The organism is Pseudomonas sp. NFACC25, from assembly GCF_900100935.1.
Classification (GTDB): domain Bacteria; phylum Pseudomonadota; class Gammaproteobacteria; order Pseudomonadales; family Pseudomonadaceae; genus Aquipseudomonas; species Aquipseudomonas marginalis.
The window spans coordinates 591,461-617,495 of the sequence record NZ_FMUC01000002.1; the positions used below are offsets into that span (position 1 = coordinate 591,461).

The following is a 26,035-nucleotide window of genomic DNA, read 5'->3' on the forward strand; positions in this document are numbered from 1 at the left end:
GTACCGTCGTCCATGGATTTCTTTGGCCCGCACCTGCTCGCCTACTTCATCGCCACGCTGCACTTGCTCGGGACTCTCGCCGCGATCCACGCGGTGCTGACCGTCAGGACCGCCCAAGGCTCGATCGCCTGGGCCCTGTCACTGATGTTCATGCCCTATCTCACCTTGATCCCCTACCTGATCTTTGGCCGCAGCACCTTCGACGCGTATATCCAGGCCCGTCGCCAGGCCAACCAGGAAATGCACACCGCGATCACCGAGCTGAACTGGCGCCCGTGGGTCGAGGAGGCTCTCGCCGCGCGCAACTCCAGTGCCTACGCCTCGTTGCGTGCCATGCCCAAGCTGGGGCGCATGCCGTGCCTGGCAAACAATGAAGTGCGCTTGTTGATCAACGGCGAGGCCACTTTCCGTGCAATCTTCGACGCCATTCGCGGTGCCAAAACCGCCGTGCTGTTTCAGTTCTTCATCATTCATGACGATGAACTCGGTCGTCAGTTACAGGCGCTGTTGAAGGAAAAGGCTGCCCAAGGCGTGGGCATCTACGTCATGTACGACCGCATCGGCAGCCACGCCCTGCCCCATCAGTACGTGCAATCGCTGCGCGACGCCGGGGTGCAGGTCAAGGCATTCGCCACCCGCAGCGGTTGGCTCAACCGTTTCCAGGTCAACTTCCGCAACCATCGCAAGATCGTGGTGGTGGACGGTGTCACCGGGTTTGTCGGTGGGCACAATGTGGGCGATGAATACCTGGGCAAAAAACCGCCGCTGGCGCCGTGGCGCGATACCCATGTGCAAGTTACCGGCCCGGTAGTGGCCTGCCTGCAGGAGTCGTTTGCCGAGGACTGGTTCTGGGCCGCGCGCGAGCTGCCGCCGCTGATCCTGCCGGACGCCTACCCCGAAGACGGCGTGCTCTGCCAATTGCTCGCCAGCGGCCCAGCCGATCCCTATGAAACCTGCTCGCTGTTTTTCGTCGAGGCCATCCATGCGGCCACCGAGCGCGTGTGGATCACCAGCCCGTATTTCATCCCCGACGAAGCGGTGTTCGCCGCCCTGCGCCTGGCGGTCCTGCGGGGCGTGGACGTGCGCCTGCTGTTGCCATCGCGGCCCGACCACCGCATCGTGTACGCCGCGTCCAGCCTGTATGCGATCGAGGCGGTGCGCGCCGGTGTCCGGGTGTTCCGCTATACGCCGGTTTTTTTGCATCAGAAGGTGGTGCTGGTGGACAACGAGATCAGCGCCATCGGCAGTGCGAACATGGACAACCGTTCATTCCGGCTGAATTTCGAAGTGATGTTGCTGACGGTCGACGAAGCCTTCGCCAAGCAGGTTGAACAGATGCTGCTGGACGACTTCGCCCAGGCCCATGAAGTGAGCCAGGAAGAAAGCCGCGAGACCCGCCGCCTGCAGCAACTGGGCATGCGGGTGGCGCGCTTGATCTCACCGATTCTGTAGGAGCGAGGCGTCCCCCTCGCTCCTACAGTAATCATTCACTTTCAGCGATAAATGTCTTCCCGCGTCCACGGCAGTTCATGGCTGCCATCCGCGTGAGGCTTCACCGCGAGGATCTGGTGCAGGTTGATCCAGCCCCGCGCAAACGCATAGGCACACCCGGCCAGGTACAGCCGCCAGATGCGCAACGCCTGCTCCGGCACCAGCTTCGCCGCCGCTTCCAGGTTGTCTTCCAGGCGCTCGCTCCAATGGTCCAGGGTGCGCGCGTAATGCAGGCGCAGGCTTTCGACATCGACCACTTCCAGCCCGACTTCGCTGATCTCGGCAGTCATCATCGCCAGGTGCGGCAGCTCGCCGTTGGGGAACACATAACGCTCGATAAACTCCCCGGCGCCACGGCCTACGGGCCGGCCGTCGGTGTGCTTGGCGGTAATGCCATGGTTCATCACCAGGCCGCCTTCGCGTACGGCACCAAACAGGGTCTTGCAGTATTGCGCCAGGTTGGCGTGGCCGACGTGCTCGAACATGCCCACGCTCACCACTTTGTCGAAACGACCATCCTGGGGCAGATCGCGGTAGTCGAGCAGTTGCAGGTCGATCTGGTCTTCCAGGCCCTCGGCTTTCACCCGCTCCTTGGCCAATGCCAGCTGTTCCTTGCTCAGGGTGATACCAAACACTTTCACCCCGAACTCACGCGCCGCAAAACGTGCCAGCCCGCCCCAGCCACAGCCTACGTCGAGCAGGTACTCGCCGGGCTGCAAGCGCAACTTGCGACACAGGTGGCGGAATTTGTCTTGCTGGGCCTGGTCGATGGATTCGCTGCCGGTTTCGAAATACCCGCAGGAGTACGCCATGTCCTGGTCCAGCCAGAGCTGGTAGAACGCGTTGGACAGGTCGTAATGGTAGGAAATAGCCGCGGCGTCGGTGACCTTGTCGTGAATCGAGCGCACCGGCAGACTCCCGCCCTCATCCTCGACCAAGGCATGACTCAGCTCATCACAGACCCGGATCACTTCACTGATGGAGCCTTCCAGCTCCAGTTTGCCCTCGACGAAGGCTTCGCCCAACGAGTCGAGCGTGGGGTGGGACAGTTTGGGTACGACCGTGGGGTCCTTCACCACGATGGTCACACTGGGCTCGGGGCCCAAGTTGAATTCATGGCCATCCCAGAGTCGAAGACGCAGCGGCAGCTGTAGATTCTGTAAGGCCGGTGGAAGTTGCGCGAGCATGAGTAGTCCCCCCTTGTTTCAGACGTCTGGAATGAGGGTAGACCATCCCGATAAAAAGTAGGAGGCTATCGATTTGATAGCGTTCTTCTATGGGGCCCGGCGCTGGAGCAAACCGTCCTGGATCCACTGTTTCAGCCATGTCACCGCTTGCAGTGGTGCACCCTCTCCATAAGTGACTGCCAGTTGCGCACACAGTTCTGCGAAGCGCCAACCGGTCGTCACCATCCCCGCCAGCGCAAACGCCTCGGCCGGTCCCAGGCTGCGATAACGGCACACATTCTGATCGCGCCATACCAGGCAGATCTGTGCGAAGTCCAAGGTGTGGCTGTCGGGGAAATCCGCGCCATCCTTGCTGGCACGCCAGATGGCCACGGTGTTGAAGTGGCAAAGCCGCTGCTGTACGGATGGTGTCAGGAAGACCTGCAAACCGGGCCAATCCTCGGGCGGCAGCACCGCCATATCATCCTGGGTCAGCGGCTCACCCTGCGGCGCATCGAACGCCAGGGTGAAGGCCCACTCCAACTGGGCCAGTTCAACCAGCGGCGCACTTTGCTCGGCCACCAGGTGCTCGTGGATAAACGCCGGAAACCGTTCGCCCAGCCAGCGCAGGCTGTAGTGAGCCGAGGGATAACGACGCACATAGGCTTGCGTCAGCAGCGCAAACTCATCATCCCCCAGCCAATACCGGATGGCGCTGAAGTCGTGCCGCAACACCTCCTGCAGCCGTGCCAGATAAGCGTTGTGGTAGATCGCCAGGCCGGTGTCCACGTCCAGCGTCGGCCCACCCAATAACGTGGCGGCAAAGCCATTGGTGGTATCTGGCGTCTGCGCTGACAGGTGCTGTTCAAAGGCCAACTGCCAGTCGATCAGGCGCATAACGACCTCCGGGCCAAGGCTGCGGCGCCTAGCTTGCGGGCCTTTTCCAGCTCGGTGAGGAGCTCTTCGAACGGCGGGAAATGGTCATCGCGCTCCAACAGCGTCGAGACCGGCCCGAAATGCTCCAGGGTCTGTTGATACAACGCCCACACCGGATCGCACACCGGATGGTCGTGGGTATCGACCACGTAGTCGCCGTAATCCATATGCCCTGCCAGATGCAGCTGGCGGATGCTGTCGGGCGGCAGGTTGCGGATAAAGGTCCAGGCATCGAAGCCATGGTTGCGCGCACTGACATACACATTGTTAACGTCAAGCAGCAACTGGCAGCCCGACAGGTGGGCCAGGGCATTGAGGAATTCCCATTCGGTGAATTCATCCGCCTTGGCACGCACATAACTGGAGACGTTTTCCAGCACCAGCGGGCGCTGCAACACATCCTGCACTTGGCGAACGCGAGCAGCTACGTAGTAGAGGCTTTCTTCGGTGTAAGGCAGGGGCAGCAGGTCATGCAACTGGTGCGCGCTGCCACGACTCCAGCACAAATGATCGGAAATCCACGCGGGCTGGATGCGCTCCGCGAGCTGCTTGAGGTGTTTCAGGTAGTCCATGTCGACGGGGTGGGGGCCGCCGATGGACAGGGACACACCGTGCATCACCAACGGGTAACGCTCGGCTATCGCATCCAGGTAGTACAAGGCTTTACCGCCCTGCACCAGATAGTTCTCGGAGATCACTTCGAACCAATCCACGGCCGGCGCTTGTTCAAGGATCTGCTGGTAGTACTCACTGCGTAAACCCAGGCCGTAACCCAGACTTGGAAGGGACGCGGACATGACTCGCTCCTGGGCAAAGTGTCCGCAGCGGTGGGGGCTGCCGCTGCGGTTGCACTCGTTTGCCGGTTATTCGCCGACTTTGCCGCCCGCTGCGTCACAGGCGGCCTTGGTCATGGCCTTGAAGCCGTGGCCCTTGCACACCGCCTGGCCTTTGCAGGCGTTTTCAGCGGTTTTGCAGTCGTTCATGCCTTTGCAGGACGTCACGCCGTAGCAATGCACTTGCGCATCGGCGGCTTGTACCTGGGTCGCAACACCAGCAAACATGGTGGCGGCGGCCATCGCCAGGGCAGCACCAGCAGCAGCGGATTTAATCTTCATTCTCGTATTCCTCATGATCGGTAGTGGCGTCGGTCTGAACGGATTGCCCAGTCTCGACACAGCACTAGAGTGAGGCCCCTTATCGGCGTTACAGCCGTGTGCAAATATTTCTGAAATTAATCCTCAAGCTTCGACAGCGGCTCCTGAAACCGCAGCAAACGCCCGGCATTGCCCAGTACCAGCAAGGTGCTGAGGTTATGCAGCACCGCCGCAATCATCGCCCCCGCAGCACCCAACCAGCCAAAGGCGGCAAACACCACGATAGCCAAGGTCCAGCCCAGGCCGATGACCACGTTGACCTGCAACGTACGCCGGCACTGGCGACTCAAGCGCACACAGGTGCCCAGGCGCCGCAGGTCGCTGCCGATCAACACCACATCCGCCGAGGCCAGCGCAATGTCCGCCCCACCCGCGCCCATGGCCACCCCAACCACGCCAGCCTTGAGCGCCAGGGAATCGTTGATCCCATCACCGACCACCATGGGCCGGAAGCCGCTGCCGATTTCCCCCAGCACGCGGTTGAGCTTGTCTTCCGGCAACGCCTGGGCTTCGACATCGCTGATGCCCACGTCCAGCGCCAGGCTGTCGGCCACGCTTTGACGGTCGCCAGTCAGCAGCAGTTGGCGACCCAGGCCCAAATCCCGCAACTCTTGCAGGGCCTGGCGCGCCTCCGGCTTGACGCTGTCGGCCAGCAGCAGCCAGGCCAGGAACTGCCCGTTCAGGGCCAGCCCGGCAATCGGGCCGTCATGGTTCGGCACCGTCGTCGTGACAATACCCAATTGCTCGAACAACTCGGGACGGCCCAACGCCGCTTCGCCCTGCTCGGTCTGTGCCACAACGCCCAGGCCCTGGCGCTCGCGAATATCCGTGAGCGCCAGCAGTTGCGCCTGAGTCGCCAACCCCGCCAACGCACGGCTGACCGGGTGGCTACTGGCCGAACCGAGGCTGGCCGCCAGGTTGAGCAGCGCCTGGCGGTCGGTCGACGAGGTCTCGATGGACTGCAAGCGCAGGGTGCCGAAGGTCAGGGTGCCGGTCTTGTCCACTACCAGCGAGGTCAGGTCCGCCAACTCTTCGAGGAACGCCGAGCTGCGAATCAGGATCCCGTGCCGGGCCGCCACGGCAATCCCGGCAATCGCCGTTGCCGGTGCCGACAGCACCAGGGCGCAGGGGCACGCCGCCACCAGCACCGCGAGCATCGCCTGGGCGTCATTGGTCACAAACCAGGTTACTGCCGCCAGCAGCAACACCAACACCATATAGCTGCCCGCGTAACGCTCCAGCAGCCGCGTGATCGGCGGCTTGGAACGTTCGGCGTTCTGCATCAGCGCGATGACTTTGCCCAGGGTCGACTCATTGCCGGTACGCGTCACTTGCAGGCGCAACAGGCCATCGAGGTTGATCGCCCCGCCAAACACCTGCACACCCACACTGGCTTCCAACGGCACCGACTCACCGGTGATCGGCGCCGTGTCCAGGCTCGCCTGGCCCGACAGCACCACGCCATCGGCGGGCACCCGATCACCGGCACGCACCTCGACGATATCGCCGGTGCTCAGGGTGCCGTTATCCACTTCGATGATGCTGCCGTCGGCCTGCACCCGCCGCGCATGGCTGCGGGTCAGTTTACCCAGGGCATGAATCGCCTCCTGGGAGCCGATCACGCTGCGCTCTTCCAATACGTGGCCGAAGATCATGATGATCGGCAGCAGCGCGGCGGTGAGCAGATCGCCGGTGGCCCAGGCGCCGAGCATCGCCAGGGCGATCAGTTGGTCGGTAATGCCATGCAGGCTGGGAAAACGCAGGCTGTACCAGGCCGAGCGCATCACCGGCACCGCCACCAGCAACGAGGCCACACCGAGCAGCAACTGGCTGACGCCCGTCTGGTCCGGCGCCAGCCAGCGCCATACCAGGCCCAGCGTCAGCAAGCCCAGGGCGAGCATGGCCAGGGTCAATTGTCGGGCAGCGCTGCGCTGTTCGGCAGAGGTCAGCATGGGTGCGCTCATTGTTCGGCTCCCTGGATGATCAAGCGGGAGTCGTCTTTAGGATCGACCGTGGTCACCGAACCGGCCTGGCCGAGAATCTTCGGCATACGCTCGCGGTACAGGCGCAACAGCAAGCCCGGGTCTTTGACCTGGGCCAGGCTGGCGACCGTGGCCGTTTGCGCCTGGGCATTGGCCAGGCGTTCACTGGCCTGGGCGTGGGCAACCTGCACCAGGCGGTCGGCCTGCTGGTTGGCGGTCTGGGTGAGTTTTTCCGCTTCGGTCCGGGCGTTTGCCACGGCTTTGTCGGCTTGTTGACTGGCGGTGAGTACGGCGTTGAATGCGTTCACCGCCGGGCCCGGCAGGCTCGATTGCACATCGACCCGCGTCACCTCGATGCCCAGCCCCAGACCGGTGGCGGCCAACTCGGCCAGGCGCTTGTTGATGCCTTGCACCAAGTCACCCCGCAGCCGCTCGCGACGCTCGGCGGCGCCGTTGTCGGTACCGATCAATTCGGGGCGCGCCACCAGGATCGTGTCCAGATCGCGCGCCGCCGTCAGGGCCACGGCGCTGCGGGTCACCAGGCGATCCAGGGCCGGCAGCACATGCGCGCCCTGCAACACAAAGGCGTAGGGTTCGGTGACCTTGTAGAACACCCGCACATCCAGCTGCACCACTCCGGCATCGCCGGTCAGCAGGTAGCCGGAGCCGGCCAGGGCATCGCTCAAGGGCGTGGCGAAACTGGCCACACGATCAGCCTGCACCGCCGCATCGGAACGCAACAGGTTCTCCACCCGACGCTCGATCACCCGGTCGGCCGCCGGCAATAACACCACCTGCTCGAACGGCTGCGGCCAGGCCAGCAGCAGCCCGGCATTCTGGATGCGGTCGAGGGCGCCGAAGTGCAGCACCACCGCACGGTTCTGCGGGTCGATCTGCCGCACATTGGAAAACGCCCATGCCAATGCGGCCAACACCGTCACCGCGTACAACGCCAGGAACGTCAGGCGCCCGGCCTGGATCCAGGGGCTGTCCGGGCTGTCACGCTCGGTCATGGCTGAACGTCCTTGGGCCCGTCCACCAACGCGCGAAAGGGCGCGGCGTCGGTGCGCAGGATGATTTTGGTGCCGGGGGTCACGACCGTGCCCAGGGTATCCAGGGAGCGCAGCAGGTTATACAGCTGCGGATTGCCGGCGTAGGCACGCCCATAAATCTGCGCGGCTTCGACCCGCGACTGGGCTTCGATGTCGGCGGCTTTCACCGTGGCATCGGCCTGCACGATGCGCGCATCACGCTCAGCCGCGGAGCGAATCTGCGCGGCCTCGCGCTTGCCCACGGCCGTGCGTTCGGTGGCGATGGTTTCACGCTCGGCACGCATGCGGTCGACGGTGGCGGTCAGCGTGACCGACGGCAACGTCAGGCGCTCGATCCCCACCTGCGCCACTCGTACGCCATAGGTGGTGAGCAATTGTTGATCAATCTGCTGGCGCAACTGCGCCTCGAAATCGGCGATGCGCACCTGGCTGGCGTCGGTGTTGATCAAGCTCGACAGGTCAAAACTGGCCGCCGTGGTTTCCAGTGCCGAGCCGACGAAGGTGCGAATCTGCCGCGCCGCCTCATCCGGCTGGTTCTGCACCGCGCGCATAAAGCGCTGCACATTGTCGGCATCGCCCTGCACCTGCCACGCCACATAGGCCTGCACGATAATCCGCAGGCCGTCGCGTGTGCCCACATCCTGCAAGCCGCTGGAGGTGGTGCGCAGGCGCAAGTCCACCGGGATCGCCGCTTCGAACGGCGCCGGCCAGCGCCAGCCCAGGCCCGGTTCCAACAACACCCGCGACGGGTTGCCGAAGCGGGTAATCACCGTGGCTTCGCCGGAGCGCACCTGCACCAGGCTCGCCGCCGCCACCGCGAACAGCACCAGCAACACCGCCCAGGCCATACGCCGCCAAGGGAAAGGACCCGCCGCCTGTTCATCACCGTGATGAGGGTGATGGTGGCCGTGGTGGTGACCATGATCGTGAGAATGAGCGCTCAACAGACAGACTCCTTATTGAACGGCTTTACGCGGCAGCGAAGGGTCGGCCGGCAAAGTAAAAGAACGCAGATCAATCGTCGGTGCACCTTCGGCGCCCAGGCGGTGATCCAGAATAAGCAGCTTGGCGTGGGCCAGGCCCAGGCTGAGTTGGCCCAGGTACTGTTCCAGCACAAAGGCCCGACCGGCCGCGGCGTAGGCCTTTTGTTCGGCGGTAAAGCGCAGGTCGGCGGCTTGGGCACCGGCATTCACTTCGCGGGCGGTGGCCAAGGCCTGGTCGCGGGCGGTGCTGGCTTGCAGCAAGGCCTGGTTGGTGTGTTCGCTGGCGGCGCCGCGCTCGCGGGAGATCAGGGCCTGGGCGCCGATCTGCGCGGCTTGCACGCCGTGGTAGGCATTGGCCGCGCCGGCCGGTGGGTGGATGGCTTCCACGACAGTGGCGAGGATTTCCACGCCGCTGTCGAGTTTCTGCAAATCCGCCTGCACGGCGCGGCCGATTTCGTCGGCCAGGCGGGTGCGTTGTTCGCCGAGCAATTCGTCGAGGGTACGCGAGGCAAAATCGTGCACCAGGATGCGGCTGGCGGTGCTGCGGATCAGGGTCGGCACATCCGCGCTGTTATAAGTGGCGGCGAGTGCGGCCTGGTCGGTGAGGCCGATGCGGTAAACGAAGCGCACATCCATATTGACGATCTGGAAGCTCTGCTTGTCGCCGCTGCTGCTGGCGATCACCTGGGATTTGTCATTCACATGGCTGGCGTCCCACAGCCGATTGGCAACCAGCGGTGCCGGGCCTTCGGCTGACGCCAGCTCCGGTGCGGCGGCCTCGCTGACGCTGGTGGCCAACTCATGCACCACGCCGTTCTCGATGTTTAACACACGACCCAAAGGCCACGGCAACCCGGCATGCAGGCCAGGGCCGAACACCTCGACGGGTTTGCCAAAGCGCTCATAAATCCCACGGCCTTGCAGGGGCACTTCATGCACGCCGGTCAGCGCCCAGCCGACCGCCAGCACCACCAGCAGCACCGGCAAAAACGCCCGGCGCATGTAGGTAAACGCCCAGATCTGGCGCAGGTCGATGCCGAAACGGTTGTGTAATTCGCGCTGCAACGCCAGCAGCGGTTGTGGCGGCCAGCGCAGCAACCCGGCGATGAAGCTTTGCGCCATCAACCGTGGTTCAAGGCGCGGCTGGCGCGGGCTGAACAGCGACAGCAGGCCTCTTAATAGAAACTCCACCGCCACCAGCGCCGGCAACAGCCCGACCAGCACCGCCAGGCGCAACGGCCAGACCGACTCAGCCCCGGCAAACAGCAGGCAAATGGCACTGACCACCAGGCAGATAATCGCCACCCGACTCAACTGCGCCAGTTGCGCGGCTTCCGGCCACTGGGCCGTGGTTTCCTGAGCCAGGCGCCGTTCGAACACCAGCAAGCCAAACGCCAGCGCCAACGCCAATGCCGCCCCCACGCTGGCCGCTTGGCCGACAGGCGCCGAGGACAGGCCCAGGTTCCAGAATTCGATGATGCTGACCAGCGCCAGCAGCGACCAGCCGCCCAGCCACAAGACCGGGGCGCCGATCTGCCGGCCAAAGCGTTCCACAAGGCGCGCGTAGCGACCCGTTTCTTCAACGGGCAATTCGGCCGCCGGCGCCTCCAGCGCCTGGGCCCGCCAATCGGCCACCCACCACGCCGACTGCAGCCCTGCCACCAGCACCAGCAGGGCCGATGCGCAGTTGATCAACACCACCGGCCAGATCGACAACGGTGCAAACAGCGCGACAAACAACGCCAGCACCCAACCGACTACGGCCAGTACTGTCAGACTGATACCGGCTTGCCGCAATCGGCGGGCATGGAACAGCCCTTGCTGAAAACGCGGCAGGCCTTCCACCGAAGCGCCGTCCGCCTCTAGATCCACTTGCATCCACTCACGCCCGCTTGTACACAATTCGTTACGATATAACACGCGGCGTGAAATTTTTGTTCGTTAAACAGGGTTTTTGAACATGGCAGAAATCTCCTGTGGGAGGGGGCTTGCTCCCGATGGCGATGGGTCAGCCGGCACATGCATCAACCGGTAGACCGCCATCGGGGGCAAGCCCCCTCCCACATTTGTCCTTCAGTGCTTTCCAGATCGTGACTAAACCCCCATAAACACGCGCCATCACTGGTATAGGCCATGAATAATCGGCACACTCCAGGCAGTTTTTCGCGGGCTCTCGGACAAGGAAGCGTCACCCCCATGATTTCGATCTATCAGCTCAAACCGCGGTTTCAGAACCTGCTGCGTCCCCTCGTGCAGCGCCTCTATGACAATGGCACCACGGCCAACCAGATCACCGTGCTCGCCGGGGTCATTTCCCTGCTGGTCGGCCTGTTGATCGCCAGCTTCGCCCAGCACCTGTGGCTGTTTGCGCTGATCCCGCTGTGGATGATCCTGCGCATGGCCCTCAACGCCATCGACGGCATGCTCGCCCGGGAATTCGGCCAGCAGTCGCGCCTGGGCGCCTACCTCAATGAATTGTGCGACGTGATTGCCGACAGTGCGTTGATCCTGCCCTTCGCGCTGATCCCCGGCGTGAGCCTGGTGCCGGTGCTGCTGGTGGCGCTGCTGGCGGTGTTCAGCGAATACGCCGGGGTGCTGGGGCCGATGGTCGGCGCGTCACGGCGCTATGACGGGCCGATGGGCAAGAGTGACCGCGCGTTTGTCCTCGGCGTGCTGGCCACCGGTGTAGCGCTGGGCTGGCTCGGCGCTGGCTGGGTCGACACTGTGATGTGGCTGGTCGCCGCCCTGCTCGCCTACACCCTGGTCAACCGGGTGCGCCAGGGTTTGAAAGAAGAACAACCTATCTCCCCTTCTGCATAAGGATTTTGCAATGCGCGAACAGCAAGAGCACACCTTCAGTACCCATGACGGCGTCGAGCTTTTCTACCGTCATTGGCCGGCCAGCGCGCCGGCGGACGGCGAGCCGCGCAAGGCGATCCTGCTGTTCCATCGCGGCCATGAGCACTCGGGGCGTATCGCGCACCTGGTGGATGAACTGGACTTGCCGCAGTTCGACTTCTTCGCCTGGGACGCACGGGGTCACGGCCAATCGCCTGGCGAACGCGGCGACAGCCCGAGCTTCGCCACCAGCGCCCGTGATGTGCAAACTTTCCGCGACCATATCGGCGCCACCTATGGCATCGAGGAAGAAGACTGTGCCGTGATTGCCCAAAGTGTCGGCGCGGTGATCGCAGCCACCTGGGTGCATGACTACGCGCCGAAAATCCGCGCCCTGGTGCTCGCGTCCCCGGCGTTCAAGGTCAAGCTGTACGTGCCCTTTGCCCGGCCGGGCCTGGCGCTCATGCGCAGGTTTCGCGGCAACTTCTTCGTCAACAGCTACGTCAAGGCCAAGTTCCTCAGCCATGACCCGGAGCGCGTGGCGTCCTACGACAGCGACCCGCTGATCACCAAGGCCATCTCGGTGAACGTGCTGCTGGGCCTGTACGAAGCCGCCGACCGGGTTGTCGCCGATGCCCAGGCGATCCAGGTGCCGACCCAAGTGCTGGTCTCGGGCGCCGACTTTGTGGTGCACCGCAAACCCCAGCAGCAATTTTTCGACCGCCTTGGCAGCCTGAAAAAAGAACTGCATATCCTCCCCGGTTTTTTCCACGACACCCTCGGCGAGCGCGACCGCGCGGTGGCCGTGAGCAGCGCCAGGCGCTTTATCCTGCAGAACTTCGCACACCCGCTGGACCGTGCGTCCCTGCTGGACGCCGACAAACTGGGCGCCACCTGCGCCGAATCCGAATCCCTCGCAGCGCCCTTGCCGCGCAATTCCCTGCGCGACCTGTACTGGCGCCTGACCCGCGCCAGCATGGGCCTGGGCAAGAACCTGTCGGACGGCGTCAAGCTGGGCTTCGACACCGGCTTCGACTCCGGCAGCACCCTGGACTACGTGTACCGCAACACGCCCACCGGCAAAGGCGGGCTGGGCCGCATGATCGACACCAACTACCTCAACTCCATCGGCTGGCGCGGTATTCGCCAGCGCAAGTTGAACGTCGAGGAACTGCTGCGCCTGGCCATGGCCAAGCTGAGGGATGAACAGCGCGAAGTGCGCATCGTCGACATCGCCGCCGGCCACGGGCGCTACATTCTTGAAGCCTTGCAGGGCGTGTCGCCGCTGCCGGAATCGATCCTGCTGCGCGACTACAGCGACATCAACGTGCGTGACGGTGGCGCGCTGATTCGTGAGAAGGGCCTGGGAGACATCGCGCAGTTCGTCAAAGGCGATGCGTTTGACCGCTTGGATTTGGCGGCACTGCAACCCAAGCCGACGCTGGCGGTGGTGTCCGGGTTGTATGAATTGTTTGCCGATAACGCCATGGTCGGTGGTTCGTTGGCCGGCCTGGCTGAAGCCGTGGAGCCCGGCGGTTACTTGGTCTACACCGGCCAGCCATGGCACCCGCAACTGGAACTGATCGCCCGCGCACTGACCAGCCATCGCCAGGGCCAGGCCTGGGTGATGCGCCGTCGCAGCCAGGCAGAAATGGATCAGTTGGTAGAAGCCGCGGGCTTTCGCAAGATCACCCAGCGTGTGGATGAGTGGGGCATCTTTACCGTGTCCCTGGCCCAGAAGATCTGACCATGCGCGAACCCGGTCTATTGAAACCAGCGGTGCTGTGGCTGCTGCTGTTGGCGCCGCTGTTTTTCAGCACCTACGGCTTCGCCACGTGGGTTACAAGCCAGCGCAGCGATGTCGGCACCCTGGTGTTCGGCTGGGAAACCCATATGCCGTTCTGGGCATGGACCATCGTGCCCTATTGGTCCATCGACCTGCTTTACGGTTTCTCCCTGCTGCTGCCCAACAGCCGCCATGAGCTGAAGCAACACGCGCTGCGCCTGCTCAGCGCGCAGGTCATCGCCGTAAGTTGCTTCCTGATCTGGCCGCTGCGCTTCACCTTCGAGCGGCCGGAGCTGGATGGTGTGTTCGGCTGGCTGTTTGCCGTATTGGCGGGGTTCGACAAACCCTTCAACCAGGCGCCCTCGCTGCATATCGCGCTGCTGGTGATCCTGTGGGTCATGTATCAGCGCCACACCCAAGGGTTATGGCGCTGGCTGGTGCATGGCTGGTTCGCCTTGATCGGTATTTCGGTGCTGACCACTTATCAACATCACTTTATCGACTTACCCACAGGCGCCCTCGCCGGCTGGCTATGCGTGTGGCTGTGGCCGGTGGAACACCCAAGCCCCTTGCTGAATGCACGGCTGACCCGGGATTCGAAGCGCTGGCGCGTGGGCCTGCGCTACGGCCTGGGAGCCTTGGCACTGGCGATTCTGGCGTTTTCCCTGGGCGGCGGCTGGTTATGGCTGCTCTGGCCCGCGGTGTCCCTGGGCCTGATCAAGGCGAATTACCTGGTGCTCGGCGCTGCGGGCTTTCAAAAACGCAGCGATGGCCGGCTTACACCTGCTGCGCGTTGGCTGTACGCACCCTACCTGGCCGCGGCGTGGATAAACTCGCGCCTGTGGACACGCAAACACCCACAGCCGGACCTGATTGTGGATAACGTCTGGCTGGGGCGAATTCCCAGTGCGAAAGAGCAAAATTCATTCAGCGCCATCGTCGACCTCTGTGCCGAATTGCCGATTAATCCACAAGGCCGTGCGTATCAAAGCATCCCGGTGCTGGACCTGATCGCCCCGACACCCGCCGACTGCCAGCAAGCCGCCGAGGCCATCGAGCGCCTGCGTGCAAGCGGCCCGGTGCTGGTGTGCTGCGCCCTTGGCTACTCACGCAGCGCCACCGCCATCGCCGCCTGGCTGCTGCACAGTGGGCGCGCTGCCACGGTGGACCAAGCGCTGGCTATTATTCGTACAGCGCGGGCCCATGTGGTCCTGCATCCTGCTCATCGTCAAGCATTGGAGGGTTTGCCCCATGCCCGCTGATATGGAACTCCAGGTGGTCGCCAGCCTGCTGCGCCGTGGCCGTTCGCTGGATCAGTTATCCACAGGCCTGACCGTGGCCGGGGTGTTATTCGGCCTGGCCCAGTTGCTGATGGCGAGTGTTTCAACCATCTGCCTGCTGCTCAGCCTGTGGATGATTATCCTGGGGCTGCTGCAAAAGTACTGGGCGCTGCGGGTGGCCTTTGACGCCGACCTGTTCGCCCTGCTGGCCCGCGACATCGAGCGCACGGCGGACCTCGATCAAGCCCTGCAGACCCTTGGCCTGCAATCGCCCAAGCGGGCCGGCCGGCCCTGGACCGAGCGCCGTCGCGGCGCCCTCAAATTGCTGCGCAAACAAGCCTGGCTGCTGGGCGCGCAAGCGCTGCTGACCCTCGCCGTGATCCTCGCCAGCCCCTGGCTGCCTTTCGCCGCATAAGGAATCCCCATGTTCGAACCCGTGGTCGCCACGCTGATTACCTCCATGGCCCGCACCGTCACCGGCGCCCGCAGCCTGTGGCTGGGTTGCGCGCCAGTGCCGGTGCAACGTATCTATTTCGCCAACCACAGCAGCCACGGCGACTTCGTGCTGCTGTGGGCCTCGCTGCCGCAGAACCTGCGCAAATTCACGCGCCCGGTGGCCGGCAGCGATTACTGGAACAAAAGCGCCCTACGCCGCTACATCATCAACCGCGTGTTCAATGGCGTGCTGATCGACCGCGAGCGCAAGGACCCTGTGGATAACCCCCTGCAGCCCATGCTCGCCGCGCTGGAAGGCGGCGACTCGCTGATCATCTTTCCCGAAGGCACACGCAATCTGGAGGACGGCTTGCTGCCGTTCAAAAGCGGCATCTACCATCTGGCCAAAAGTTACCCACAGGCCGAGTTGATCCCGGTGTGGATCGCCAATCTCAACCGGGTCATGCCCAAGGGCCGCGTGCTTCCGCTGCCTTTGCTGTGCACCACCAGCTTCGGCGCCCCCTTGCAATTGGAAGAAGGCGAAGACAAAGCCGCGTTCCTTGCCCGAACCCGCGACGCCCTGCTCGCCCTCGCCCCGGAGCATTCCTGAGATGGATAGCCAAACCCTGATGTTATTCGGCGGCATCGGCGCGATCCTGGTGCTCGCCTCGCTGATCGGCCTCATCCTCAAACTGCGCACCCGTGGCACGCCCAATGCGGTGATCGACAACCTCAACGCCCGCATCAACGCCTGGTGGGTGATGGTGGTGGTCATCGGTATCGCCTTCTGGCTTGGTACCGGTGCGGTGATCCTGCTGTTCTATGCAGTGTCGTTCTACGCCCTGCGCGAATTCCTGACCCTCACGCCCACCCGGCGCAGCGACTACCCGGCCCTGGTGGCCGCGTTCTACCTGGCGTTGCCGTTGCAATACCTGCTGATCTACTCGGACTGGTACGGGCTGTTCTCGATCTTTATCCCGGTGTATGTGTTCCTGCTGCTGCCGATCCTCGCCTCCCTCGGCGGCGACAGCACGCACTTCCTGGAACGCGCCTCCAAAGTGCAATGGGGCCTGATGATTGCGGTGTTCTGCGTATCCTTCGTGCCCGCCCTGCTGACCCTCGACATCCCCGGCTACGAAGGCCGCAACCTGCTGCTGATCGCCTACCTGGTGATCGTGGTGCAACTCTCGGACGTGCTGCAGTACGTGTGCGGCAAGCTGTTCGGCAAACACAAGATCGCGCCCAACCTGTCGCCGTCGAAAACCGTGGAAGGCTTTGTCGGCGGGATTCTGTTGTCCTCCCTGATCGGTGCGGCGCTGTGGTGGACCACGCCGTTCAACCCGTGGCAGTCGTTCCTGATCGCCTTGCTGATCAACCTGCTCGGCTTCGCCGGCGGCATCGTCATGTCGGCAATCAAGCGCGACCGGGGGGTGAAGGATTGGGGGCATATGATCGAAGGCCACGGCGGCATGCTGGATCGCCTGGATTCGGTATGTTTTGCGGCGCCGATTTTCTTCCACCTCGTGCGCTACTGGTGGACCTGAACTTCTTGAAAGCTAACAAATTGAATTGCTTTGTAAGCCTATAGGCAAACAGAATCCTGTATTTTGTTAGCTTATAGGCTTATTTTTTGTGATTAATGTATACCTATAGGCTAATATTTATTTCAATATTGATAGCCTATAGGCTTACAAAGGTCTTTCACCATGGGTACTTCCAACCTCTACAAGCTGCGCCTTTCTCAAGTAGAACGCGCTATTGAACCCTTTAACACCGTTAAAGGCGCACCCGTTCCGCCAGGCGGATGGTTGCGTTCTATCAGAGAATCGTTGGGTCGCTCATTAAGAGCCCAGGCCGAAATGGCGGGCGTGTCTTCAGTGACGTTGACCAAGTCCGAGCGTTCCGAAGCTGAGGATCGCATTTCGCTTGCACAGCTAAGAAAGCTCGCGGCAGCACTGGACTGTGAACTCGTGTACGGCCTTGTCCCCAAAAAGCCCCTGCATGAAGTCATCCAAGACCGCGCCGAACTCATGGCCAAGCAAGAAATCCTAGGCGTCGCTCATTCCATGAGCCTCGAAGATCAACGTCCTTCTGATGCCTTCATCGAACGTCAGATTGATGAACGTCGCAAAGAATTGCTCGACGGTCCATGGACACGCCTATGGCAATAGAACTGGAACTTAAACCCGGTCAAACCCCGCTCGATCCGGACGAAGTCGCTGGGCTGAAACCGAGACACATCGCCACCCAAGGCGAACTGGATGAATGGGAGGCGCAAAACATCCTCAAAGCCTCGCGTTGGGTAGCTCGGCAAAAAAAGCTGGATGTGCTGAATGATCATTTCTGCCGCGAACTGCACGTGAAAATGTTCGACGACACTTGGAAGTGGGCCGGCACTTTCCGCAAATCCGATAAAAACATTGGCTGTGACTGGACGCAGATTGCCGTCAACTTGCGTCAATTGCTCGACAACGTGGCTTATTGGCTGGAGCACAACGTATTCCCGCCAGAAGAGATTGCCGTGCGCTTTCATCATCGACTTGTGTGGCTACACGCTTTCCCCAATGGCAACGGTAGACATGCTCGCCTCATGACCGATTGCCTGCTGAGGCAATGTGGTCTTGCTCCCTTCTCCTGGGGGCGCGGTAACCTGGTAATCGTGAACGAAGTTCGCCACCGCTACATCCAGTCGCTTCGCGCTGCCGACGCCAATGATTACGCGCTGCTGTCGGCATTCGTGCGCAGCTGACTCGGTAAACATCCCCGCCGTGCGGCGTATCGGCGTCATCTTTTGTATCAAAGACCCTGTAAGATACGCCGCACTTAGCCAGGGATGCTCACCATGTTCGATTCGCTCAAAGCCATCAGCCGTCGTGTTGTCGGTGTGTTTCTGACTGTGGTGGGGGCCGTTTTCGGCCAATGGCATCCGCCGCTGTGGCTGCGCGCCATCGGCCGTGGCCTGGCGAACCTGGGTAACAAAGCCCGCGCTTATCCGCGCCAGGCCGGTGCCGGCATATTGGGCCTGGTGCTGCTGGCGGCCGCTGGCTTCTATGGCTGGCACTGGTACTCCAACCTGCCGCAACCCCACACCGTGGGCTATTCGCTGCACAAACCCAACCTGACGGACTACACCCAGCAACCGCCGGTTGTGGATAACTTGCAAGTGCGTTTTGCCGAATCGGTGGCCCCGCTGGCCGCCATTGGCAAGCCGGTCACCGAAGGCATCACCCTCAAACCCAATATGGCCGGGAGCTGGCGTTGGTCCGATGACCGCACGCTGCTGTTCGTGCCGGAGAAAGACTGGCCTATCGAAGCGGGTTACACCCTTGATCTGGCCAGGAAAGGTTTGCTGGCCGATGGCGTACTGCTCAGCCAGTACAGCAGCCAGTTCTCCACCCAGCCGTTCCGCGCCACCCTGGCACACAACGAGTTGTATCAAGACCCGTCGAACCCGACGCTGAAACAACTGGTGGCGACCTTCCATTTTTCCCACCCGGTCGATGAAGACAGCCTGCGCAAGCGCGTTTCGGTCACTCTCGGCAAAGGCCTGGCCTACCGCGACGCCCAGTTGCCCAACCGCCCGGACATCAGCTTCGACGAGACCAGGCTGAACGCCTACGTACGCTCCGCCGCCCTGGCCACACCGCTGGAAAGCACGCCGGTCAGCGCCAAGTTGGATGAAGGCATCAAGGCCCGCGACGGCGGCAACGCCAGCACCGCGCCGCTGGTGGCGGAAGTCACCGTGCCCGGCCGCTATCGCCTGACCTTTACCGGCGCCGAAGTGAGCTTTGTGGATAACGAACGCGGCGAGCCTGAGCCGGTGCTGATGTTCAGCAGCTCCAGTGCCGTGGCCGATGACACCATTGCCGGTAAGGTCCAGGCCTGGCTGTTGCCGGAAAAAGCCCAGGACGACACCCGTCCCTATAACAGCAACGACATCGACGATGCCCTGCTGGCCCGCAGTACCAAGGTCACGCTGACCCACGTGCCCAGCGTCGAACCGCTGAACACCCTGCACGCCTTCAAGTTCAAGGCCCCGGCCGGCCGTGCGCTGTATGTGCGCGTGCCCGCCAACCTGGAAGCCATCGGTGGCTACCTGGCGAAAAACCCGACGGCCTCGCTGATCAGCATGCCGGCTTATCCGCGCACCTTGCAGTTCCTCTCCGACGGCGCGTTGCTCAGCCTCAATGGCGAAAAACGCCTGGGTTTCATGGCCCGTGGTGTACCTGGCGCCCATGTGGAAATCGCGCGCTTGCTGCCCAACCAATTGCAGCACCTGGTGGACCAGAGCAGCGGCAGCTTTGCCCGGCCCAATTTCGGCAACGAGTATTTCGACCGCATGGTTGAACGCCAGTCCCTGGATATTGCACTGTCGTCCTCGGACCCGGCGAAAACCGTGTATGACAACGTCGATCTGAGCCACTACCTCACCGCCAACGGAGGCCGTCGCGGCATTTTCGTGCTCAAGCTCAGCCCTCAGGATGAGCCGGCGGAGCGCACGTTCGACTATTCGCGCAGCACCACCTCTGACCTGCGCTTTATCGTGGTCACCGACCTCGGCATCATCGCCAAGCGCTCCAGCGATGGCAGCCATGACGTGTATGTGCAGTCCATCGGCAACGGTTCGCCGGTGTCCGACGCCCAGGTCGACATCATTGGCCGCAACGGTCTGCCGGTAAGCAGCGGCCACACCGACGGTGAAGGCCACGTGCATTTCGCCAAGCTGGATGAACTGCGCCGTGAGAAAACGCCGCTGATGTATGTGGTCACCCGCGGCAATGACCAGTCGTTCCTGCCGATCGCCCGTCAATCCCAGCAGCTGGATTTGTCGCGCTTCGACGTAGGCGGTTTGGAAGAAGACGGCGCGATTGATCGCCTCAGTGCCTACCTGTTCACCGACCGTGGCCTCTACCGCCCTGGCGAGACCGCGCACCTGGGCATGATCGTGCGCAGCGGCAACTGGAAAGGTGCCCTGCAAGGCCTGCCCGTGGAGCTGCAGATCACCGACCCGCGCGGCCTGGAAGTGATTCGCCAGCCGCTGAAGCTGTCTGCCAGCGGTTTTGAAACCTTTGATTTCCCCAGCAGCGAAGTCGCCCCCGCCGGTGACTACACCGCGACCTTGCAGTTGATTGGCCAGAAACAGACCCGCACCGACCTCGGCAGTGTCAGCTTCAAGGTCCGCGATTTCGAACCGGACCGCATGAAGGTCAGCCTGAGCCTGCACGACACACCGGTGCAAGGTTGGATTCCACCGGACCAGGTGGTGGCCAAGGTCACCGCGATGCACCTGTTCGGCGCCCCGGCGGCAGGCCGGCGCGTGACCGCGAAAATGTCCCTGAGCCCCACGCTCGCAGCCTTCGACCGTTACCCCGATTACCGCTTCCGCCTCAACGATGCCCTGGAAGAGGCCAACACCGAAGACTTGGCCGAAACCACCGTCGACGACAACGGCCAGGCGGTGCTCGACCTCAACCTGCAACGCTTCGCCAACAGCACCTATCGCTTGCAAGTGATGACCCAGGTGTTCGAGGCCGAAGGGGGCCGTAACGTGGCGGCGCAAAGTGCCTTGCTGGTGTCGTCCGCGCCCTACCTTGTGGGTGTGAAAAGTCAGGACTCGCTGTCGTACGTCGCCAAGGACGCCCCGCGCCAGGTGCAATGGCTGACCGTCGCGCCAGACCTCACCCCGTTGGCGGTGGATGGCCTGACCAGCGAAGTGGTCGAGCACCGCTACGTGTCGGTACTGGTGAAACAGTCCAACGGCACCTACAAGTACGAGTCGCGTATCAAGAACATCAGCCAACCGGCCTCGCCGCTGGTGATGACCAAGGACGGCGCCAGGCAGACCCTGAACACCGCCACCCCAGGGGATTTCACCCTGCAAGTGAAGGACGCCAACGGCAACCTGCTCAACCAGATCGACTACAGCGTGGCCGGACGCGGGAATACCTCGCGCTCCCTGGAACGCAATGCCGAGCTGCAACTGCGCCTGGATAAACGCAGCTACGCCACCGGCGATGAGATCGCGATCAGCATCCGCGCGCCTTACACCGGTGCGGGCCTGATCACCATCGAGCGGGACAAGGTCTACGTCCAGCAGTGGTTCAAGGCCGACAGTACCAACAGCGTGCAACATATCCGCGTGCCTGCGGGGCTTGAGGGCAATGCCTACGTCAACGTGCAGTTTGTGCGCGACATCGGCTCGTCCGAGGTCTACATGAGCCCGCTGTCCTACGGGGTGGTGCCGTTCAGCATCAACCTCGATGCGCGGCGCATGGCGTTGAAGGTCGAGGGCCCGACGAAAATCGAGCCGGGGCAGACGCTGGACATCAAGGTCAACGCCGACCGCCCGGGCCGCGCGGTGGTGTATGCAGTGGACGAAGGCATCCTGCAGGTAGCCCGCTACCAGACGCCCGACCCGCTGGGCTTCTTCTTCCAGAAACGTGCGCTGGAAGTCGGCACCAGTCAGATCCTTGACCTGATCCTGCCGGAATTCAGCCGCCTGCTCAGTGGGGCGGCGCCCGGTGGCGATACGGAAGGCGCCCTGGCCAACCACCTCAACCCGTTCAAGCGTAAACACCAGCCGCCAGTGGCCTGGTGGTCCGGGCTGGTGGACTTGCCCGCCGGTGAAACCGTGCTGCATTACCAGGTGCCGGACAGCTTCAACGGCAAGCTGCACCTGTTCGCGGTGGCTGTGGACGCCGACAGCGTGGGCGTCAGCGAGGCCAATACCGAGGTCCGTGGCCCGATCGTCATCACGCCGAACGTGCCAGCCTTCGTGGCGCCGGGTGATGTGTTCAACGTCAGCGCCGGAGTATTCAGCAACCTCGAGGCGGCAGCGGACGTGAAGTTTGAAGTGCAGACCAGCGCCGGCCTGGTGGTGCAGGGCGACAAAGCCAGCACCTTGTCCCTGCAACCGCGCAAAGAGGGCACCGCCGAGTTCAAGATCAAGGTCGGCGAAACCCTCGGTTCGGCGGATTTGCGCTTTGTCGCCGTGTTGCCGGATGGCAAGCGGATCCAGGTGGCGGAAACCACCTCGATCCGTCCCCTGAGCGAGCATCGCGTAGCCCTGAGCCTGGGCCGTTTCGACAGCGCCAGCAAAGAGCTCAAGCCCACCCGTGAACTGTTCAGCCAGTTGCGCGACGTACAACTGGGTGTGGCCGCCTCGCCGCTGGTATGGGCCAACGGCCTCAAGCATTACCTGGATGACTACGGTTATGCCTGCACCGAACAACTGGTGTCCAAGGCTATGCCGGCGTTGATCTGGGGCGGCACCGCACCCGAGGCAGAACAGGCCTTCAGCAGCGCGGTGCGCATGTTGCGTCAGCGCCAGAACCAGGCCGGTGGTTTCGGTTTGTGGGCCGCCAACCCGGATGTGGCGCCCTACGCCAGCCTGTACGCCACCGATTTCCTGATCGAAGCCAAGGAGCGCGGGCTACCGGTGCCGGAAGACCTGCTGCTGCGCGCCAACAGCTATCTGACGGACCTGGCCAACGGCCCGAGCGAAGGCCTGTCGGAATTGCGCAACCGCGCCTACGCCAGTTACCTGCTGAGTCGTCAGGGGATTCTGGTGAGCGGCGCCTTGAGCGATATCCGCGAGCGTTACGAGAGCTACTTCAAGGACAGCTGGCAGAACGACCTGGGCGCCGCCTACCTGGCGGCCAGCTACAAACTGCTCAAGCAGGATCGCCAGGCCGACACCTTGTTCCGCAAGATCCCTTGGCGTTCGCTTGTGGATAAGTGGGACAGCGACGGCCTGTATTACGACCCGCTGGTCCACGATGCCGAGCACCTGCATCTGCTCGCTCGCCATTTCCCCGAGTTGCTGGACGATGTTCCTACCGCCCTGCTGGATAAACTCGGCAAGCGCCTCAACGAACAGCGCTACAACTCGCTGTCGGCAGCGCTGTTGCTGCGTGCCTTGGACAACTACGGCCAGCGCGCGCAAAGCGATATGACCCTCAAGGCCACCGCCTGGCTGGGCGACAAGCAGCAACAACTGCTGGAAATGGCCGGCCAGCCACCGCGCGCGGCGGTACCGGGCGCCACGCAAAAACTGCTGATGGAAAAATCCGACGGCCCGGCGGCGTTCTACATGCTCAGCGAAGCCGGTTTCGATAAGGGAGCCAAGCTCAAGCCGATCAACAACGGGCTGGAGATCATCCACGAATACCTCGACCTCAAAGGCGAGCCGGTGAGCACAGTGGCGGTGGGCGATGAGTTCCTGGTGCGCTTGCGCCTGCGTGCCACCGACCGTGACCAGGTGCAGCAAGTGGCGGTGGTCGACCTGCTGCCCGGTGGCGTCGAGCCTGTGTATAACTTGCCGCCGGAGCCGGAAGCCGCCAGCAGCGAGGACAGTGAAGGCGAAGCGTCCGAATACGTAGAAGAAAGCGAACAAGAAGCCGATGCCTGGCAAGCGCCCATCGGCGAAACCGAGCTGAGCAACTGGCAGCCGGACTACGTGGATGTGCGTGATGATCGGGTGGTGTTGTACGGCACGGCACTGCGCGACGTAGGCACCTTCGTCTATCGCGTGCGCGCCACCAACGCCGGCACGTTCAATACGCCACCGGCCTACGCCGAAGGCATGTACGAACCCACCCTGCAAGGGCGCGGCAAAGTAGGCCAGCTTGAAATTACCAAGCCTTAAACACCTGGCGCCGCTGCTGGCAGCGGCGCTGGTGCTGGCGGGGCTGCGGCTATGGCCCCACGCTCCGCTGGAACAGGCTGTGACGTCGTCACGGGTGGTGCTGGCCGATGACGGTTCGCTGCTGCGCATGACCCTGGCGGATGACGGCCAATACCGCTTATGGCTGCCGCTGGAGCGCATCTCGCCGTCACTGGTGGAGGCCTTGCTGCTCAAGGAAGACCGCAATTTCCATTGGCACCCGGGGATCAATCCCCCGGCGTTGCTGCGCGCGGCCCTGGCCACCTACAGCGGCGGCCAACGCCAGGGCGGCTCGACCTTGAGCATGCAATTGGCGCGGCGCCTGTGGGATCTCAACACCCGCCAGGTACCCGGCAAATTGCAGCAGATGGCCTTGGCCCTGTGGCTGGAGGCGCGCTACAGCAAGCACGACATTCTTGAGGCGTACCTGAACCTGGCGCCCATGGGCGGCAATATCGAAGGCGCCGAAGCGGCCAGTCGCATCTACTTCGGCAAGGCAGCGGCGCAGTTGTCGTTGTCCGAAGCCTTGGCGCTGGCGGTGATTCCCCAGCAGCCGGGGCGGCGCGCACGCTTCGGGCCGTCACTGCAAAACGCGCGACTGCGCTTGATGAATGACTGGCGCGAAACATATCCACAAGACCCGCGTAACGCCAGTTTGCTCGAGCTGCCCCTGGAAGCCCGCAATCGCCAGCAGATCCCCTTCCTGGCGCCGCATCTGAGCGAGCAGCTGTTGGCATCCCAGCCCGGCAACGAACTCAACAGCACCCTCAACCTGCCCTTGCAGCAACTGCTCGAACGCCTGATCAGCGGCTTTATCGCCGAGCGGCGCAGCACCGGTGTGGAAAATGCCACGGCCATCCTGATCGACAGCCGCGACCAGAGCGTCAAGGCGCTGGTGGGCTCGGCGGATTACTTATCCACAGGCATCCACGGCCAGGTCAACGGCGTGTTATCACGCCGCTCGCCGGGGTCGACCCTCAAGCCGTTTCTCTACGGGCTGGCGCTGGATCAAGGGGTGATCCACCCCATGAGTATCCTCAAGGATTTGCCCAGTAACTTCGGCTACTTCCAGCCGGAAAATTTCGACGGCAGTTTTGTCGGGCCGCTGACCGCACGGGATGCATTGATCCGTAGCCGGAATATCCCGGCGGTGTGGCTGGCCAGCCAGGTGAAGTCGCCGTCGTTGTATGGGTTGCTGCAACGCGCCGGGGTCAAGGGCCTGCGCGGTGAAAGCCATTACGGCTTGGCCCTGGCCCTCGGTGGCGGTGAGATGACCCCCGAGGAACTGGCGAGGCTGTACGTGATGCTGGCGGGCGACGGCCATCTGCGGCCGTTGCGCTATCTGCAGGAGCAGCCCCAGGCTACCGGCCCGCAGCTCCTCACCCCGCAGGCGGCCTTTATGGTGCGTGACATGCTGCGCCGTAACCCACGCCCGGATGGCCTGCCCGCGCGGCACTGGCGCACCGCCTGGAAAACCGGCACGTCCTGGGGGTTCCATGATGCGTGGAGCGCAGGCCTGGTCGGCCCCTACGTGCTGGTGGTGTGGGTGGGCAACTTCGATGGTCGCCCCAACCCGGCGTTTATCGGTGCCAAGACCGCCGCGCCGCTGTTCTTCCGTATCGCCGACGCCCTGCCCCTGGCCTTGCCCAACGTCGTGATCAAGGCCGACAAACCACCCGCCGGCCTGGTGCGCATCGACGTCTGCGCCGCCTCGGGCGAATTGCCCAACCGCTGGTGCCCGCAAACCCGCAAGACCTGGTACATCCCCGGCGTGTCACCGATTCGCGTGTCCAACCTGCACCGCCCGGTACTGATCGACACCCGTACCGGCAAGGCCGCATGCCCGCCGTTCGAGGCGCAATACACCCGCGAGGAAGTCTTCGAATTCTGGCCCAGCGACATACAACGCCTGTACCGCGCCGCCGGCCTGCCCCGCCGCACGCCACCCAACGTGATGAAAAACTGCCAGCCCAACCGCATCAGCGACCAGAGCGAAGCCCCGCAGATTCGCTCGCCGCTGACTCAAGTGAGCTATCAGTTGCGCCTGTCCCAACCCCAGGAAAGCATCCCGCTGAACGCGAATGCGGCCAGCGATGCGGCGACGCTGTACTGGTTTACTGATCAAACCTTGATCGGCCAGGGCCCGCCGCAAGCCACATTGAACTGGCGGCCGGTTAAGTCGGGGGAGTATCGGCTGCGGGTCAGTGATGATCAGGGGCGCAGTGCGAGTCGGGGGTTGAGGGTGGAGTTTGTGCCGTGATAAGCCG

General features: G+C 63.1%; 19 protein-coding genes. 11 read left to right on the forward strand and 8 right to left on the reverse strand.

Annotated elements, in window-relative coordinates:
* The first annotated feature begins 12 nt into the window (after positions 1-12).
* Positions 13-1,452 (forward strand): cardiolipin synthase, encoded by a 1,440-nt coding sequence (cls, locus tag BLQ09_RS06830; protein WP_092355967.1) that lies wholly within the window; start codon positions 13-15, stop codon positions 1,450-1,452.
* 41 nt (positions 1,453-1,493) lie between these two features.
* Here cls and cfaB read toward each other — a convergent pair whose 3' ends face one another.
* From cfaB to hflK (BLQ09_RS06870), 8 genes are all read right to left on the reverse strand, one after another.
* The gene (gene cfaB, locus BLQ09_RS06835; protein ID WP_027608198.1) at positions 1,494-2,678 is read right to left on the reverse strand and encodes a C17 cyclopropane fatty acid synthase CfaB; all 1,185 of its coding nucleotides are present in this window, start codon (positions 2,676-2,678) and stop codon (positions 1,494-1,496) included.
* Positions 2,679-2,765: 87 nt separating this feature from the next.
* Complete coding sequence (locus BLQ09_RS06840) at positions 2,766-3,554, reverse strand: HvfC/BufC N-terminal domain-containing protein (protein ID WP_027608197.1); 789 nt, start codon at positions 3,552-3,554, stop codon at positions 2,766-2,768.
* Positions 3,545-4,390: an MNIO family bufferin maturase gene (locus BLQ09_RS06845; protein WP_027608196.1), complete on the reverse strand. Its 846-nt coding sequence runs from the start codon at positions 4,388-4,390 to the stop codon at positions 3,545-3,547. The genes BLQ09_RS06840 and BLQ09_RS06845 overlap by 10 nt, the downstream gene beginning before the upstream one ends.
* Positions 4,391-4,456: 66 nt before the next feature.
* The gene (locus tag BLQ09_RS06850) at positions 4,457-4,708 is read right to left on the reverse strand and encodes a BufA2 family periplasmic bufferin-type metallophore (protein ID WP_027608195.1); all 252 of its coding nucleotides are present in this window, start codon (positions 4,706-4,708) and stop codon (positions 4,457-4,459) included.
* Positions 4,709-4,824: 116 nt separating this feature from the next.
* Positions 4,825-6,711, reverse strand: coding sequence for a cation-translocating P-type ATPase (locus BLQ09_RS06855; protein ID WP_092355971.1), 1,887 nt, complete (start codon positions 6,709-6,711; stop codon positions 4,825-4,827).
* The gene (gene hflK, locus BLQ09_RS06860; RefSeq protein WP_092355974.1) at positions 6,708-7,742 is read right to left on the reverse strand and encodes a protease modulator HflK; all 1,035 of its coding nucleotides are present in this window, start codon (positions 7,740-7,742) and stop codon (positions 6,708-6,710) included. The genes BLQ09_RS06855 and hflK (BLQ09_RS06860) overlap by 4 nt, the downstream gene beginning before the upstream one ends.
* Entirely contained in the window at positions 7,739-8,725 is a 987-nt protein-coding gene (hflC, locus tag BLQ09_RS06865) for a protease modulator HflC (RefSeq protein ID WP_027608192.1), read from the reverse strand. The genes hflK (BLQ09_RS06860) and hflC overlap by 4 nt, the downstream gene beginning before the upstream one ends.
* Before the next feature lie 12 nt (positions 8,726-8,737).
* Positions 8,738-10,642, reverse strand: a complete 1,905-nt coding sequence (hflK, locus tag BLQ09_RS06870; RefSeq protein WP_092355977.1) for a protease modulator HflK — start codon at positions 10,640-10,642, stop codon at positions 8,738-8,740.
* A gap of 318 nt (positions 10,643-10,960) precedes the next feature.
* On the opposite strand from hflK (BLQ09_RS06870), the gene BLQ09_RS06875 reads away from it, so the two are divergent.
* The 10 genes from BLQ09_RS06875 (at position 10,961) to pbpC (ending at position 26,028) form a co-directional block, all read left to right on the forward strand.
* A complete protein-coding gene (locus BLQ09_RS06875) occupies positions 10,961-11,584 on the forward strand; it encodes a CDP-alcohol phosphatidyltransferase family protein (RefSeq protein ID WP_027608190.1) in 624 nt (207 codons plus the stop codon).
* Positions 11,585-11,594: 10 nt separating this feature from the next.
* Complete coding sequence (locus BLQ09_RS06880) at positions 11,595-13,349, forward strand: bifunctional alpha/beta hydrolase/class I SAM-dependent methyltransferase (RefSeq protein WP_027608189.1); 1,755 nt, start codon at positions 11,595-11,597, stop codon at positions 13,347-13,349.
* A 2-nt stretch (positions 13,350-13,351) separates the two neighbouring features.
* Positions 13,352-14,650: a phosphatase PAP2/dual specificity phosphatase family protein gene (locus BLQ09_RS06885; RefSeq protein ID WP_027608188.1), complete on the forward strand. Its 1,299-nt coding sequence runs from the start codon at positions 13,352-13,354 to the stop codon at positions 14,648-14,650.
* Positions 14,640-15,083, forward strand: a complete 444-nt coding sequence (locus BLQ09_RS06890) for a hypothetical protein (RefSeq protein ID WP_027608187.1) — start codon at positions 14,640-14,642, stop codon at positions 15,081-15,083. Before BLQ09_RS06885 ends, BLQ09_RS06890 begins: the two co-directional genes overlap by 11 nt.
* Before the next feature lie 9 nt (positions 15,084-15,092).
* On the forward strand, positions 15,093-15,713 hold the full coding sequence (locus BLQ09_RS06895) for a lysophospholipid acyltransferase family protein (protein WP_027608186.1): 621 nt from the start codon (positions 15,093-15,095) through the stop codon (positions 15,711-15,713).
* A gap of 1 nt (position 15,714) precedes the next feature.
* Positions 15,715-16,647, forward strand: a complete 933-nt coding sequence (locus BLQ09_RS06900; RefSeq protein ID WP_017528659.1) for a phosphatidate cytidylyltransferase — start codon at positions 15,715-15,717, stop codon at positions 16,645-16,647.
* A 162-nt stretch (positions 16,648-16,809) separates the two neighbouring features.
* Complete coding sequence (locus BLQ09_RS06905; RefSeq protein WP_027608185.1) at positions 16,810-17,274, forward strand: helix-turn-helix domain-containing protein; 465 nt, start codon at positions 16,810-16,812, stop codon at positions 17,272-17,274.
* Positions 17,265-17,852 carry a mobile mystery protein B gene (locus tag BLQ09_RS06910; protein WP_027608184.1) on the forward strand — a complete coding sequence of 196 codons (588 nt, stop codon included), beginning with the start codon at positions 17,265-17,267 and terminating at the stop codon, positions 17,850-17,852. The genes BLQ09_RS06905 and BLQ09_RS06910 overlap by 10 nt, the downstream gene beginning before the upstream one ends.
* Positions 17,853-17,945: 93 nt before the next feature.
* Positions 17,946-23,750: an alpha-2-macroglobulin gene (locus BLQ09_RS06915; protein ID WP_092356097.1), complete on the forward strand. Its 5,805-nt coding sequence runs from the start codon at positions 17,946-17,948 to the stop codon at positions 23,748-23,750.
* A complete protein-coding gene (gene pbpC / locus BLQ09_RS06920) occupies positions 23,731-26,028 on the forward strand; it encodes a penicillin-binding protein 1C (protein ID WP_092355980.1) in 2,298 nt (765 codons plus the stop codon). The genes BLQ09_RS06915 and pbpC overlap by 20 nt, the downstream gene beginning before the upstream one ends.
* The last annotated feature ends 7 nt before the right edge of the window (positions 26,029-26,035 follow it).

Excerpts from the sequence above, each read along its gene's own strand:
- cls (WP_092355967.1), top strand. The coding sequence starts at position 13 with ATGGATTTCTTTGGCCCGCACCTGCTCGCCTACTTCATCGCCACGCTG.
- cfaB (WP_027608198.1), bottom strand. The coding sequence starts at position 2,678 with ATGCTCGCGCAACTTCCACCGGCCTTACAGAATCTACAGCTGCCGCTG.
- BLQ09_RS06840 (WP_027608197.1), bottom strand. The coding sequence starts at position 3,554 with ATGCGCCTGATCGACTGGCAGTTGGCCTTTGAACAGCACCTGTCAGCG.
- BLQ09_RS06845 (WP_027608196.1), bottom strand. The coding sequence starts at position 4,390 with ATGTCCGCGTCCCTTCCAAGTCTGGGTTACGGCCTGGGTTTACGCAGT.
- BLQ09_RS06850 (WP_027608195.1), bottom strand. The coding sequence starts at position 4,708 with ATGAAGATTAAATCCGCTGCTGCTGGTGCTGCCCTGGCGATGGCCGCC.
- BLQ09_RS06855 (WP_092355971.1), bottom strand. The coding sequence starts at position 6,711 with ATGAGCGCACCCATGCTGACCTCTGCCGAACAGCGCAGCGCTGCCCGA.
- hflK (WP_092355974.1), bottom strand. The coding sequence starts at position 7,742 with ATGACCGAGCGTGACAGCCCGGACAGCCCCTGGATCCAGGCCGGGCGC.
- hflK (WP_092355977.1), bottom strand. The coding sequence starts at position 10,642 with ATGCAAGTGGATCTAGAGGCGGACGGCGCTTCGGTGGAAGGCCTGCCG.
- BLQ09_RS06875 (WP_027608190.1), top strand. The coding sequence starts at position 10,961 with ATGATTTCGATCTATCAGCTCAAACCGCGGTTTCAGAACCTGCTGCGT.
- BLQ09_RS06880 (WP_027608189.1), top strand. The coding sequence starts at position 11,595 with ATGCGCGAACAGCAAGAGCACACCTTCAGTACCCATGACGGCGTCGAG.
- BLQ09_RS06885 (WP_027608188.1), top strand. The coding sequence starts at position 13,352 with ATGCGCGAACCCGGTCTATTGAAACCAGCGGTGCTGTGGCTGCTGCTG.
- BLQ09_RS06890 (WP_027608187.1), top strand. The coding sequence starts at position 14,640 with ATGCCCGCTGATATGGAACTCCAGGTGGTCGCCAGCCTGCTGCGCCGT.
- BLQ09_RS06895 (WP_027608186.1), top strand. The coding sequence starts at position 15,093 with ATGTTCGAACCCGTGGTCGCCACGCTGATTACCTCCATGGCCCGCACC.
- BLQ09_RS06900 (WP_017528659.1), top strand. The coding sequence starts at position 15,715 with ATGGATAGCCAAACCCTGATGTTATTCGGCGGCATCGGCGCGATCCTG.
- BLQ09_RS06905 (WP_027608185.1), top strand. The coding sequence starts at position 16,810 with ATGGGTACTTCCAACCTCTACAAGCTGCGCCTTTCTCAAGTAGAACGC.
- BLQ09_RS06910 (WP_027608184.1), top strand. The coding sequence starts at position 17,265 with ATGGCAATAGAACTGGAACTTAAACCCGGTCAAACCCCGCTCGATCCG.
- BLQ09_RS06915 (WP_092356097.1), top strand. The coding sequence starts at position 17,946 with ATGTTCGATTCGCTCAAAGCCATCAGCCGTCGTGTTGTCGGTGTGTTT.